Origin of the sequence: Agarivorans sp. Toyoura001 (assembly GCF_005405585.1) — a bacterium.
In the GTDB taxonomy this organism is placed as follows: Bacteria; Pseudomonadota; Gammaproteobacteria; order Enterobacterales; family Celerinatantimonadaceae; genus Agarivorans.
In genome coordinates this window covers 1-14062 of record NZ_BJEQ01000021.1, presented here as the reverse complement: position 1 = coordinate 14062, position 14062 = coordinate 1, and the positions used below count along the sequence as shown (strand labels likewise).

General features: G+C 45.1%; 11 protein-coding genes and 1 tRNA gene. 7 read left to right on the top strand and 5 right to left on the bottom strand.

Features of this window, described 5'->3' with window-relative positions; all coding sequences use genetic code 11:
• The first annotated feature begins 180 nt into the window (after window positions 1-180).
• Window positions 181-2652, top strand: coding sequence for an acyl-CoA dehydrogenase FadE (fadE, locus tag FFR00_RS18705; protein ID WP_137674941.1), 2472 nt, complete (start codon window positions 181-183; stop codon window positions 2650-2652).
• 124 nt (window positions 2653-2776) lie between these two features.
• Window positions 2777-4303: an HD domain-containing phosphohydrolase gene (locus tag FFR00_RS18700; RefSeq protein WP_137674940.1), complete on the top strand. Its 1527-nt coding sequence runs from the start codon at window positions 2777-2779 to the stop codon at window positions 4301-4303.
• Window positions 4304-4374: 71 nt separating this feature from the next.
• Here FFR00_RS18700 and FFR00_RS18695 read toward each other — a convergent pair.
• The 3 genes from FFR00_RS18695 to dnaQ form a co-directional block, all read right to left on the bottom strand.
• A tRNA-Asp gene (locus tag FFR00_RS18695) sits at window positions 4375-4451 on the bottom strand.
• A 146-nt stretch (window positions 4452-4597) separates the two neighbouring features.
• Complete coding sequence (locus FFR00_RS18690; protein WP_137674939.1) at window positions 4598-5851, bottom strand: TIGR03503 family protein; 1254 nt, start codon at window positions 5849-5851, stop codon at window positions 4598-4600.
• 5 nt (window positions 5852-5856) lie between these two features.
• Window positions 5857-6633, bottom strand: a complete 777-nt coding sequence (gene dnaQ / locus FFR00_RS18685; RefSeq protein WP_137674938.1) for a DNA polymerase III subunit epsilon — start codon at window positions 6631-6633, stop codon at window positions 5857-5859.
• A 51-nt stretch (window positions 6634-6684) separates the two neighbouring features.
• Between dnaQ and rnhA the strand changes: the two genes are divergently transcribed.
• Window positions 6685-7158, top strand: coding sequence for a ribonuclease HI (rnhA, locus tag FFR00_RS18680; protein WP_137674937.1), 474 nt, complete (start codon window positions 6685-6687; stop codon window positions 7156-7158).
• On the opposite strand, the gene FFR00_RS18675 is transcribed toward rnhA, so the two are convergent.
• Window positions 7155-7871 (bottom strand): methyltransferase domain-containing protein, encoded by a 717-nt coding sequence (locus tag FFR00_RS18675; RefSeq protein ID WP_137674936.1) that lies wholly within the window; start codon window positions 7869-7871, stop codon window positions 7155-7157. The two genes, rnhA and FFR00_RS18675, sit on opposite strands and share 4 nt — an antisense overlap.
• A gap of 71 nt (window positions 7872-7942) precedes the next feature.
• Between FFR00_RS18675 and gloB the strand changes: the two genes are divergently transcribed.
• Both gloB and FFR00_RS18665 read left to right on the top strand, forming a co-directional pair.
• Window positions 7943-8713, top strand: a complete 771-nt coding sequence (gloB, locus tag FFR00_RS18670) for a hydroxyacylglutathione hydrolase (protein WP_137674935.1) — start codon at window positions 7943-7945, stop codon at window positions 8711-8713.
• A gap of 61 nt (window positions 8714-8774) precedes the next feature.
• Window positions 8775-10376 (top strand): LysM peptidoglycan-binding domain-containing protein, encoded by a 1602-nt coding sequence (locus FFR00_RS18665; protein ID WP_137674934.1) that lies wholly within the window; start codon window positions 8775-8777, stop codon window positions 10374-10376.
• Here the strand turns inward: FFR00_RS18665 and FFR00_RS18660 are convergent.
• The gene (locus tag FFR00_RS18660; RefSeq protein ID WP_137674933.1) at window positions 10351-11187 is read right to left on the bottom strand and encodes an endonuclease/exonuclease/phosphatase family protein; all 837 of its coding nucleotides are present in this window, start codon (window positions 11185-11187) and stop codon (window positions 10351-10353) included. The two genes, FFR00_RS18665 and FFR00_RS18660, sit on opposite strands and share 26 nt — an antisense overlap.
• A gap of 94 nt (window positions 11188-11281) precedes the next feature.
• On the opposite strand from FFR00_RS18660, the gene FFR00_RS18655 reads away from it, so the two are divergent.
• Both FFR00_RS18655 and FFR00_RS18650 read left to right on the top strand, forming a co-directional pair.
• Complete coding sequence (locus FFR00_RS18655; protein ID WP_235836262.1) at window positions 11282-12151, top strand: patatin-like phospholipase family protein; 870 nt, start codon at window positions 11282-11284, stop codon at window positions 12149-12151.
• A 112-nt stretch (window positions 12152-12263) separates the two neighbouring features.
• The gene (locus FFR00_RS18650; RefSeq protein WP_137674931.1) at window positions 12264-13925 is read left to right on the top strand and encodes a methyl-accepting chemotaxis protein; all 1662 of its coding nucleotides are present in this window, start codon (window positions 12264-12266) and stop codon (window positions 13923-13925) included.
• Window positions 13926-14062: the final 137 nt, after the last annotated feature.

Here is a 14062-nt window from a genome sequence, read left to right as displayed (position 1 = left end):
ACACTATAACGCTTTTTTTGCCGTTGATCAGCGCTGAAATCAAGCTCAAACAATAATTTGTTAACTAAACAATACGCTAAGCTAAATGTTGAATATTTGTGAATAGCTTGAACTTTGTTAACCAATGCGTTACAAATACCCTAAGAGGTCAGACCTCTTACCAACGTCAGGGAGATATTGATGCAAAGTTACTTACCTTTAATTGCCGCTATTGGCATTATTTTATTGATGGGCGGACTTGCCTATTTTAGAGCCTCACTACTAGCGTTTAGCTTGGTGCTAACCGCAGCTCTGCTGGGCTACAGTGTTATATCGCCTTTCAGTGAGCTATTTTGGCTAGGCTATTTACTGATTGTGGGTGGGCTTAACTTCAAACCTTTGCGTCAGCAGCTAATTTCTAAACCGCTTTTCAAGATCTTCAAAAAAATCATGCCCGAAATGTCGCGAACTGAAAAAGAAGCGATTGATGCAGGCACTACTTGGTGGGAAGGCGACTTGTTCCGCGGAGCACCAGATTGGAAAAAACTACATAGCTACCCTGCTCCGCGCTTAAGTCCAGAAGAACAAGCATTTTTAGATGGCCCGGTTGAACAAGTCTGTGCCATGACCAATGATTGGGAAATCACTCATGAGTTGGCAGACTTACCAGAGGAAGTCTGGGATTTCTTAAAAGAGCACAAATTCTTCGCCATGATTATTAAAAAGCAATATGGCGGTTTAGAGTTCTCGGCTTATGCACAATCTTGTGTCCTACAAAAATTGGCCAGTATTTCAGCCGTACTTTCAAGCACTGTCGGTGTACCTAACTCATTAGGCCCCGGCGAACTGCTGCAACACTATGGCACTAAAGAACAGCAAGACCACTATCTTCCCCGCTTGGCCGAAGGTAAAGAGATCCCATGTTTTGCCTTAACCAGCCCTGAGGCAGGCTCAGACGCCGGCTCAATTCCCGATGCTGGCGTTGTTTGTATGGGTGAGTGGCAAGGCGAGCAAGTATTGGGGATGCGTATCACTTGGAACAAACGCTACATAACGCTGGCTCCTGTCGCCACCATTCTTGGTTTGGCGTTTAAGCTGTCAGACCCAGAAGCTTTGTTGGGCGAGCAAAAAGAATTAGGCATTACCTGTGCACTCATTCCCACAGACATAGACGGTGTAGAGGTGGGCCGTCGTCACTTCCCGCTAAACATACCCTTTATGAATGGTCCTACCCGTGCAAACGAATTATTTGTGCCTATCGACTTCATTATTGGTGGCAAAGAAATGGCTGGCCAAGGCTGGCGTATGCTAGTGGAATGTTTATCGGTAGGCCGTGGTATCACCCTACCGTCTAGCGCTACTGGCGGTATTAAGAATGCAGCATTGGCTACTGGTGCCTATGCTCGCATTCGTCGCCAATTCAAATTACCAATTGGTAAAATGGAAGGGGTTGAAGAGCCTCTTGCTCGCTTAGCTGGTAACGCATATTTAATGGGCGCAGCCTCAGATTTAACCGTAACGGCGATTGACTTGGGGGAGAAACCCTCGGTAATTACCGCCATTGTAAAATACCACCTCACTCATCGCGGCCAACACGCCAGTATTGACGCCATGGATGTGGTAGGCGGCAAAGGGATTTGTTTAGGGCCTAAAAACTTCTTGGCGCGTTCTTATCAAGGCGCCCCAATCGCGATTACAGTGGAAGGCGCTAACATTCTGACTCGCAGCATGATTATTTATGGTCAAGGCGCAATACGCTGCCACCCATACGTACTAAATGAAATGGAAGCAGCCTCTAACCCAGACTTCAACCAAGGTTTAAAACAGTTCGACAAAGCGCTATTTAGCCACCTAGGGTTCGCCACCAGCAACTTTGTACGTAGCTTTTGGTTTGGCCTAAGTAGCCACACTATGGTTAGCGCACCATATTCAGACCAAACCGCCGTTTATTACAAACAGCTCACACGCTTTAGCAGTAATTTAGCGTTGTTATCAGACGTAGCCATGGGTACCTTGGGTGGTAATCTCAAGCGTAAAGAGCGTGTATCAGCCCGTTTAGGCGATATGCTTAGCCAACTTTACTTAGGTTCAGCAGCCTTAAAACGCTTCGCTGACGATGGCCGTAAAGCTGAAGATTTAGATCTGTTGCACTGGGCTATGCAAGATTCACTCTATCAATTACAAACAGCTTTAGATGAGCTACTGCTAAACTTCCCTAATAAGTGGGTTGGCAAAGCAATGCGTTTAGTCATGTTCCCATTAGGCAAACCATTGCGGGCGCCAAGTGACAAACTTGATCACAAACTTGCGCGCATTTTGCAGCAACCGAGTGAAACCCGTAATCGTGTAGGCCAAGGGCGTTTTGATAGCCGCGTAGCCGGCAACGTATATGGTGAGCTAGAACAAACCCTAGAAGATGTATTGGCTTGTGAGGCGCTCTACGACAAAGTGTGTAAAGCACTAGGCGAAAAGCGTTCATTCACTATGTTAGATAAACTCGCCGAAGAAGGCATTAAGCTAGGCGTTATCAATGCCGACGAAGCCGCATTAATGCGCCGCACTGAACAAGGTCGCCTCAATGCAATTAATGTGGACGATTTTGACCACCAGCAACTGGCGAACCGCCCTGACCTAGATAAAACCAACACAGGTGATTTGGAATCGGTTGCGTAAAGTAACAATTAATAATAAAAAAGCGAGCTGACATAGCTCGCTTTTTTTATAACAAACAAAAACAACACATTGAATTTGGGTCTAAAATACTTTTAAACTAAGAAAAAATAGGCACGGTACAGCAATGAGTGATGACATCTTTTTACTGGATGACTCAGCCCCTGAGGTAGCGCAATCAAAAGAGCAATGGAAGCTTTTAGTGGTTGATGATGAGCCAGAAGTTCATCACATCACGACAATGACCTTGTCGCAGTTTGCATTTGATAACAAATCTATTCAATTCCTGCACGCCAATTCAGCTCAAGAAGCCAAACAGCTACTTACCACTCACCCCGACATAGCGTTGATCTTACTCGACGTAGTCATGGAAACCGACGATGCCGGTTTACGTTTAGTTAAACACATTAGGCAAACTCTCAATAATCAAAGTGTGCGCATCGTATTACGCACTGGCCAGCCTGGGCAGGCACCCGAAGATGAAGTGGTAGAAAACTACGACATTAATGATTACAAAGACAAAACTGAGCTCACCTCGCAAAAACTGCGCACTCTAATTAGAGCAAGCCTACGTTCTTATCGAGATATTTGTGCCCTAGAAAAACACAAAATCGGTTTAGAAAAAGTTGTTAAAGCGTCACGAGGGATCTTTGAGAAAAATGCTCTATTTACCTTTGTAGAAGGCGCTCTTGAACAACTAGCGGTGATCCTTAACCTTGAAGACAGCTGCATTTATCAGGTGGAACAGTTTGCTTATCAGGTAAAAGCGACACAGTTACAACTGTTGGCCTACCAAGGTCAGCAGCGACCGAGCCAACAACACCAACAATTATCAGATTTCCCCCTTGCTCAGCAGCAAATGTTTAGCCAAGCCATTAGCACCAAGCAAAACGTATTCACCGATGAAGCCTTAGTGATTTATTGTGAAAACAGTGCCTACAACTTACTGTTTTACATCACGCGTAATACACCATTTAATCAAGCCGACCAGCATTTCATTAATCTACTCAGTGAAAACATTGTAGTAGCGCTGGAAAACATTCGACTCAATGAAGTGATAAGTACCAACCAAAAAGAAGTGCTGTATCGCTTAGGCGAAATAGTAGAAACCCGCTCAAAAGAGTCTGGCATGCACGTACGACGAGTCGCCTTGTTCACCGCGCTGTTAGCCGAGCAACTTAATTTGCCGGCTATGCGAGTAGAACAACTAAAACTTGCCTCACCGTTACACGATGTAGGCAAAGTTGCCATTCCCGATGCAATCTTGCATAAGCCCGGTAAGCTCAGCCCTGATGAATGGGAAATCATGCAAACCCACGCCGCTATTGGCGAAAACATGTTGAAAGACTCAAATATTGAAGTCATGCAGCTCGCCTCAGAGATTGCTGGTTCGCATCATGAGAAATGGGACGGCACGGGTTACCCAAGAGGCTTACAAGGCGAGCAAATCCCACTGAGTGGCCGTTTAACTGCGATAGCCGATGTATTTGATGCGCTGGGAAGTATTCGTTGCTACAAAGATGCCTGGAACGATGAAGAGATTATTGAGTATTTAAAACAGCAACGTGGTGTGCAGTTTGACCCACAACTGGTAGACGGACTACTCAACAACTTTGAACGTTTTGCAGCCATTAGAGATAAGTACCAAGATTAGCCAAACCAGAGTTTACTTGGTAAATTTCAGGCACAAAAAAACCTCGATTAACGAGGCCTAATGTTTAGTAGTGGCGGAGTGGACGGGACTCGAACCCGCGACCCCCGGCGTGACAGGCCGGTATTCTAACCAACTGAACTACCACTCCGCAGAACCATCTCGTCTGGTGCGGCGCAGATAATACGGTTATGCCTATTACGAGTCAACAAAGAATTGTCTTATTTCTTTAAAAACCCGTTCAAGCGCCGATGTTTTAGCCAATGCGCCGAGCTTTTAGCCAAGACGGTTAAAAAATCACTCAGACGGCATTTTTAAAGTACTAGCTTCATCCATTTTAGGCTCAACACTTGGTTGGGCCGCTGGGGCTTCTTTGGCATTTTTTAACGCCGCTTCAAAGGCCTTACGTTTACGCCACCAAATAAACAAAAATGCCAAGCCAGCAACCGCCACAAAACCGAATACCGATACCAGTATAACTAACCACAGCGACATCTCTGGTTCTGGCACAACCACCGTCTTAACAACCACCGGTTCTGGCGGCGGAGGGGGAGGTGGCAAAATCACAAAATCTTCTTCAGGTAAATCGATAACAATTTCGCGATTTTGAATCGTTGTTGCTAATAACGTCCCCATGACTCGATAGCGGCCTTGTTCTGTAGGTGTAGGCAAATCAACCGTAAATTCTTCACCGTCTGCATAAGTTTGAAAAGCTTGTTCCCACCCTACGTTGTTATATACCTTGCCGCTAATCACTACCGACTCAGGCCGCACTTCATCGGTATCTATCACCAACGCCATACGCGCTTGGCGCTGTTCGTCTTTTGGTGACATCACCTTTATAGACACTGGATTAGGATAAATAAGAACTGGCGAAAGCTGAGCGCGAGTGAAAATTTGGTTTAGCGTGCTCACCACCATCTCATACTTACCTGGCCGAGCTTCTAGCTTAATGTGGGTTGTGAATACACCGTCATCGGCATATTCATCATAGTCTTTACCATCATCATAGAATTTACCAAGTTCATCTCGACGCACTTCTACGGTTTGGTCTTCCAGTAACTGTTGACGCATTAGCGCTACGTTCATCAAGGCTTCTTTGAGCATGACCTCTAGATCTATCCGCTCGCCCTTAGAACTTAAACGTGCCGAGATGCGTAAACGTTCGCCTTGATATAGTTGATGGGGGATGGGATCAACGTTGAGTTCTACGTCACTGAGAATCCGAATACGGTTACGCCCGTTGTTTTCCGCCACAGCCTGCCAAGGACCACGCATTGGGTTTTCAATGGTCACAATATCCAGCTCGTCGGTTTCTAACCAGCTCACATTTTTGGGCACTTCCCAAGCATAGATTTTGCTGCCATCGGGGCGTACTAAAATAGCAGCCGGAGAACCCGGCGAACGATACAGCAGGAAGGTGGCTTTCTCGATACTGTGATCTAAACGAAAGCGGTTATCGATTAAAGGGATATCACGATTTTCAAAAATAGTGCTAGCCTGCAAGGGAAGCGCCAGCCATAACAACAGCCACAGAGTATTTTTAATCATTCAGTCTAGTTACGCCAGCGACACTGGCCTCCCTTTTTTTCTACCAAATCTAAGCGCTCTTGGTGCGAACCAAGTTCTTGTTCGCTAGCAAACACCACTTTTAGTGGAGGCCTGTTTGAATCAACCAAGCGAACACCTACTCCGTCACCACTGCCCTTTTGCTTTAAGTTCAGCTTATTCTGGCCACCGGTCATCTTTAAGAACACGTCGGCCAATAACTCAGCATCAAGCAATGCACCGTGATAGGTACGTGAAGAGCGGTCTACGCCATAGTAATCACTTAAAGAATCTAAGTTTTTCCGTGAAGGTAAGGGTTTATTACCCGCTAACTGTACTTCACGTTTATTGTACTCGCCTCGTCTTGCCACCAATAGAGAATCAGTGATAGTACAAATATCGGCACAATTTGGCATCGCTTTAGTTAAGGTTCGCGACATCATGGCAAACTCGTGATCTAAGAAGCTAATATCGAAGTTTGCGTTGTGCGCCACTAACTCGGCACCACGAATAAACTCAACAAAGTCTCGCGCAACATCTCTAAACAGCGGTTTATCGGCAATAAATTCATCGGTGATACCGTGAACTTGGATTGCCTCTTCATCAATCAGCTGCTCTGGATTGATATACACATGAAAAGTATTACCGGTTAGCTTACGGTCAATAACTTCAACACAACCAATTTCAATCACTCGGTGCCCTTGGTAGATAGGCCCGCCACTATCGTTCATACCGGTGGTTTCAGTATCAAATACGATTAAACGATGGCTCTTAGATTGGTTCAAAACAGCTCCTATGCGACACTAAGCAGATAATCCTGTTAGTTTACCAAAGATATGGCAAAAGAAGTTCACTTGTTTACTGACGGCTCTTGTTTAGGTAACCCCGGACCAGGAGGTTATGGCGCACTGCTGGTATATCAGCAACATCGCAAAGAACTCAGCCAAGGCTTTCGCCTCACCACCAATAATCGTATGGAAATGCTCGCTGCTATTGTTGCCCTAGAAAGCTTAAAACAAGATTGCAAAGTCATTCTTACCACCGACAGCCAATATGTGCGTCAAGGCATTACTCAATGGATCCACAATTGGAAAAAACGCGCTTGGAAAACCGCAGCCAAAGCCGAAGTGAAAAATGTTGATTTATGGCAACGTTTAGATGCCGCATGCCAACGTCATCAGGTTGAGTGGCATTGGGTAAAAGGCCATGCAGGCCACCCAGAAAACGAACGGGTAGACGATTTAGCTCGAGAAGCGGCTACTAATAACCCAGAGCAAATCGACCTCGCCTACGAACAGTTACACGATTAGCCACTAATCGATGACGTTACAGGTATGCGCTGCTTGACTCGCCAAGTTTTTTTAATAGGAGTAAGCGGGGCTCTGCGTTTTCGCGCCACAATAAAATAGGCTGAGGCAGTCGCTCTAAAATAGCGTTTCCCCCAACGCTCAAACCATTGCGGTGCGGGTCGGCTATTAACAAAAGAGGTATAAGCTAAACGCTCATCATTTAACACCTCAAAACCCAAAAGGTTAAGCCAGTCTTTTACTCGCGCAGGAGTAAACATTCGGCAAGACCAAGGCAAACCACGCTTTCTAAAAGGGAAATAACGGCGCATACCTAATAAGCTAAAAGGATTAAAACCACTAATAATAATGTAGCCGTCGGCAGTGAGTACGCGCTCCACTTCGCGCAATAATTGGTGAGGGTCTTTTGAAAAATCTAAGCTGTGGGCTAACAAGCAGAGGTCGATACTACTTTCTTGAAAAGGCAATTGCTCCGGTTTGGCACGCAAACCTATTAAATGCCCCTCCTTCGCCACATTTAGCTGATGACGAATCATCGACGCGTGACAATTAAGCTGAGCACTTAAATTACCCAGTTTTAACATATGATAACCAAAAGCTACTGGCAGATATTGGTCCAACAAACTTTGCTGCTGATCCATTAGCCAATCACCTAATGGCAAATCTTGCCAGAAGTCAGGACTTTCAATTACTTCACGAATTTTCGCCGGCTTCATCAATTCCCCGTACCAATCTATTGCAGATAAGGCAATAATGTCTCATCGACTTTAACGACAGAGATATCATAATGCAAATCATCCATATACCCGCTTTTAATGATAACTATATCTGGTTATTAAAAGAGGTTGATTCAAACCATTGTGTCGTTGTCGACCCCGGTGATGCAAGCCCTGTGAAACAGCGTTTACAAGAAATTGATGGCCAGCTTAGCGCGATCCTTATTACCCACCATCATGCCGACCATATTGGAGGAGTAACAGAGTTACTCGAAGCCTATCCAGCAGCAGAAGTATTTGCCCCAAGTAATAGCAAATATCACTTTCCTCACACTGTTGTTAACGAAGGTATGAGTATTACGCCGCAAGGTTTACGTGATGAGATGTCTGTTATTGAAGTACCAGGGCACACCTTGGATCATATTGCTTACTTTAGCCCGGGGCATTTGTTTATTGGCGATACCATTTTTTCGGCCGGCTGCGGTCGCCTGTTTGAAGGCAGCGCCGAACAAATGCACCGCTCTTTAGCCAAAATTTGTCAACTTGATAGTGAAACGCTAATTTATGCCGCGCATGAGTACACCCAAGCAAATCTTCAATTTGCCTTAGCCGTAGAACCTGATAATCAAGCTTTAGTGAACTTTCAGCAACAAGTAAGCAAGCAGCGTCAAATGGGCTTACCCACCCTACCCACAAGTTTAGAGCAGCAACTGGCGATAAATCCTTTCCTACGTTGCCAGAATGCCTCAATTAAAGCTGCGGTAGAGCTAGAAAATTTACAGCCATTAAACAATGAGATAGCAGTGTTTGCTGCCCTCAGGTCATGGAAAGACCGCTTCTGACTTGCTAATTTCACGCGACCTCAATAACATTGGCTCTGAATTTTTAGTAGATGGATAAATCATGAAAGCGCTCATTGTTGGCCTTTTTTCATTGTTATTGGGCGCTTGCCAACTGACCACTCCCACCGTAACCGAGCAATTGGCCCCCGCCGATTCAGGGCTTACGCAACCAGAACAAAACACCGAAGTAGCGGCGAACAGTCAAACCAGTGACGACAGTCTTAGCAAAGAAACAGAAGTTGTCGCTAAAGTCGAAGCGCCTCAGCCAGTGGTTTACGGCGACGTGTGGCTACGTATTGAAGACCAACTGGCGATACCGCTACCAGAAAACAACAAACGCCTACAAGCCCAGCTTAACTGGTTTTTAAAACATCCAGATTACATGCGCCGCGTATCAGTGCGCGCCGACCCTTATTTGTTCTTCATTGTTGAAGAAATTGAGCGTCGCAACATGCCATTGGAGCTGGCCTTGTTACCGATTGTAGAAAGCGCCTTTCAACCTTTTGCCTACTCGCATGGCCGAGCGGCAGGCATTTGGCAGATTATTCCAGGAACGGGTACGCGCTTTGGCTTAGAGCAAAATTGGTGGTACGACGGACGACGTGACGTTTATGCTGCCACCCATGCCGCCTTAGATTACTTGGAATACCTCAACAAATATTTCGACGGCGATTGGTTACACGCCTTAGCGGCTTACAACTCTGGCGAAGGTCGAGTTCGTCGCGCTATTCGTGCTAACGAAAAAGCCGGTAAAGCCACTGATTTCTGGTCATTAAACCTGCCAAGAGAAACCCGTGCTTACGTACCAAAACTACTGGCCTTAAGCCAAATGTTACAACAGCGTGATGACTACAAACTGAATATTCCAGCCATTGCGAACAAGCCGTATTTTGAAAAAGTAGCCACTTACAGCCAAATTGATTTGGCGTTGGCAGCTGAGCTTGCAGGTATCAAGCTCGACGAGCTGCACAAATTAAACCCAGGTTTTAACCGCTGGGCCACAGCACCAGACGGCCCACATTACTTGTTGGTTCCAACCAAAACAGTCCCCAACTTTGAGATTGCTTTAGCATCATTGTCTAAACAAGAACGCATGCAATGGGCGCGTTACAAAGTAAAATCGGGTGATAGTTTAAGTGTTATTGCAAAGCGCTATAACACCACCAGCAAACAAATCCGCGAGCTAAACCAGCTGAGCAACAATACGATTCGAATTGGTCAGCACTTGTTGGTGCCGGTATCTTCTCGCAAACAAAGCGCTTATACCCTAAGCCAAAGCCAACGATTAGTTAGCCAGCAAAACAAGCCACGTGGTGACATCAAACTTAGTTACACAGTAAAGTCTGGTGATAGTTTCTGGAGCATCGCGCAAGCCTACAAGGTTAGCCACCGAAATGTTGCTAAGTGGAATAGCATGGCGCCTACTGACACTTTGAAACCAGGTAAAAAGTTAGTTATTTGGCAAAAATCTAAAGCCAGTAAAAATCATATTCAAACCGTGACTTACCAAGTAAGAAATGGTGATTCACTGTCTCGTATTGCGCAGAAGTTTAAAGTATCGATAACCGATTTATTAAAGTGGAATGACCTAAATAAAAATCACTACTTACAGCCGGGTCAAAAATTGAAGTTATACATTAACGTTGCCGAAGTGAGCGCGTAGAAAACTCAAAACTAGCCATTAAGGCGTTGTGATCCGATGTATCGGTAGCAACGCTTTGGCTACTTTGAAGCGTTAAGCCACGATAAAAAATGTAATCTAAAGCTTTACCAAAAAAGCGAGTACGTTCATCGGGTTTAAACGATACTGTTTTTAATTGATGGGCCAAAATAAACTGTTCCAACACCGCTAAACGTCCTACACTCCAGGTATTAAAATCCCCAGCTAAAATCAAAGGTCCATCATAAGCGGCCAACCAAGGGCTCAGTTGCTGTAATTGCTTTAAATAATCGGCTTCACTCAAGGTAAAGTTGATACTGTGTACATTAACAATCAATAAGCTTTTATCCTGCCACTGATAGTGTTGTAACAATGCCGATTTAGGCACCCTTATCCACGGCTCAGTGCTTAGCACCAAACAGTTCTCGCTACTCGATTGTTTTGCAAGATTCACTACGCCTAGGCCGTCACCAAACCACTCAAATGCGATAGCTTGATACATATGCCATTGGCTAAGCTTGCTCCATTGGCTAAAACGCTCTCTGCTCGCTTCTTGTAGCAGCATAAAGTCTACCTGCTGGCTAAACTGCTCAAGCTGCTCTATCCATCCCTCATTTTGCCCTTTGTACGTATTCCAAACTAACACTGAAAAAGACCGGCTGTTCGGCTCGGCTTGCAGCAGCTCTGGCAGAGCTGGCTGATAAGTTAAATCTTGATTATCGCAAGCAGGCAGCTCTGCGAAACAACTGATGCTAAATAGCACGCTGCAAGCAAGCAATAATTTAACCCGTGGTAGAGGTGTAAACAGTCTCAAGTGGCGCTCTCACAAATCAGTTTATTGTTATAAACAATAGCGATGTAAAAAAAATACGACATACTTGAGCTATCATCAAACAATGGAAACGCTAATGCAATCCAATGAGCCAAGGACTTTGGTACCCATCTTTGCGGGAGGTGGAACTCGGCTACCAGCACATATCGGGATCCTCGCGGGCTTAAAAGAGCTTAATGTTCAGTTCTCTCATATTGTGGGAGTATCTGGCGGCAGCATTATTAGTTCATTGTTTGCCAGCGGTATGGATGTAGAGCAAATCAAAGCCATTGCCCTAGATACCGATTTCGAACAGTTCAAAGGCTTTTCCTTAATCAGTTTATTACGCAACGGCGGGTTATGTTCAGGCGACAAATTCGAAGCGTGGATAGATGATTTGCTTAACGGTGCTACGTTCAAAGAACTTCCTTTACAACTGCACGTAGTGGCCACCGATGTACGCTCAGGTTCACCTGTAGTATTTGATGCAAAAAGAACCCCTGATCTCAAAGTTTCTCGGGCGGTGCGTTTTTCAATGTCGATTCCGCTTATCTTTTCATTCAAGCCCTACCAAGACCATTTAATGGTAGACGGTAGCATTTTGTCTGAAGATGCTTTACATCAAGACTGGGCCACCGATGGCACCCCGGTAATTTGCTTTCGCTTACGTGGTGATAACGATATTAAGCCACTTCAAACCAACGGGATTTTTCCACTCGCGGCATACATATCACTATTAATACGTACTTTTATGACCACCATTTCTCGAGAATATGTTAACGAGAAATTCTGGCATCGCACTATTGTGGTTAATACTGGTAACACCTCACCGGTAGATTTTCATTTAGACGACCAAGCAAAACTACGCTTATTCGACACTGGATATAGAACTGCACTTGATATTGTTCCTGCTAAAATTTGGCATCAACAACACCCCGCCCCTCAAAGTGACAAAAACATTAATTAAAACAATGTATTGATCACGTTTTTAGTCATGACTAATGGTTAATACAAACTAGCTCCAGTTGCCGTCTACACTTATAAAAAGCTGTAAAATAAAACAATTTGGAAGAAAGATTATGTCCTTAACCATTCGTAAAAGACTGTTAATACTTGCCCTTGCCCCCGTACTTATTTTGTCAATTAGTATCTTATTACTGACAATTTCAGAAACTCAAAAACTCACTCACGGTCAATCAACCGAGACGCGAGAGAATATGGTTTCCATGAAAAAGGCTGAGTTAAAAGCCTACATGGACATGGCTTACTCCGCCGTCGCCGAAATTTATGAAAACGGAGGAACGCTTGAACAAGCACTGCCCATTTTGCAGCGCTTAGAATATGGCGAATCAGGGTATATTTTTGGCTACACCAATAAAGGTGTTCGAGTATTCATGGGGACTTTAGATAAGGGCATTGGTGATAACTTTTGGTCCTTACAAGACAAGCAAGGTCAGTATCTAATTCAAGACTTAATCAAGGCATCACAAAAAGAAGAATTTTATACCTACTACTTCCCCAAACCAGGTGCTACTGAGTCATCTCCCAAGCTTAGTTATGCTGTCTACTTAGACCGCTGGGATCTAATGATGGGAACAGGTTTTTATACCGACGATGTAGACGCGGTTATCGCTCAGCTTGAAGAGCATGCAGAAGAGAGCCTAAACTCATCATTAATATTTTTGGGCTTAACTGCTTCTGCCCTATTAGCCTTTGCCCTGTTAATTGGTTACTTCATCAATCGCAGCATTATGTCTCCACTGCACGATCTTACCCTGTCTTTTGAGAAACTGGCCAGTGGCGATGCCGACTTAAGTGCGCGCCTAAATACCAACTACGTACACGAATTTGGTCAACTCGCCACTAACTTTAATGCCTTTATTGAACTGCTGCATGAGATCATCAGCATGGTAGGCAAAGTGGCGCATGACGTAGCCCAAGAAACCTCATCGATGTCTGACCGAGCCAACTCTGTAGACCAACTTTTAGTTGAACAGCGCGAAGAAACCGAGCAAGTAGCCACCGCCATGACTGAAATGACCGCCTCGGCGCATGATGTTTCCGACAATGCTAATCAGGCCGCTAACTCTGCTCAGCAAGTAGATAACAGCGCTGGTGACGCAATGACCACAGTAGATAGCGCAGCAGCTACTGTGCAGTCCTTGGCAAACGAGATAGGACAAGCGAGTGAAGTTATCGCCAAACTAGAAGGCGATGTACAAAATATCTCATCAGCACTAAGTGTGATTCAAGGCATTGCCGAACAAACCAACTTACTCGCTCTAAACGCGGCCATTGAGGCTGCACGTGCGGGCGAACAAGGTCGCGGTTTTGCCGTGGTTGCCGACGAAGTACGCCAACTTGCCAGTCGTACTCAACAAAGTACCGGTGAAATTCATGGCATGATCGAGCGCCTTAAGAGTGGGTCTGATGCGGCAGTATCAGCCATGGATAGCAGCCAAGAACGCAGCGGAGAAGCGGTAACTGGTGCAAACGCCGCTAGTGAAGCACTACAACTGATTAAAAGTTCGATTCAACACATTATGGATATGAACGCCTTAATCGCCACCGCCACCGAAGAGCAAAGCCATGTGGGGCAAGAAATTTCTCAACGGATTGTGCATATTGCCGACCAATCAAGTCAATCAGCGGGTCTTGCGCAGGAAAATCGCAGCGGCAGTGTCAATCTTAATGAGCGAGCAGAACAACTTGAAGAGCTCGTTAAACGATTTACTTTATAAACTCAGCAGGTTGACCCGTCCTAAAATAGGTTGACGGTTTTTAGGCCAGCTCCAGTAGCTGGCCTTTTCTATTATGCACCTGATTGGGCGTTTCCATATTTAAACTCAGGTGCGGTCTCATCGTGTTGTATATCGCT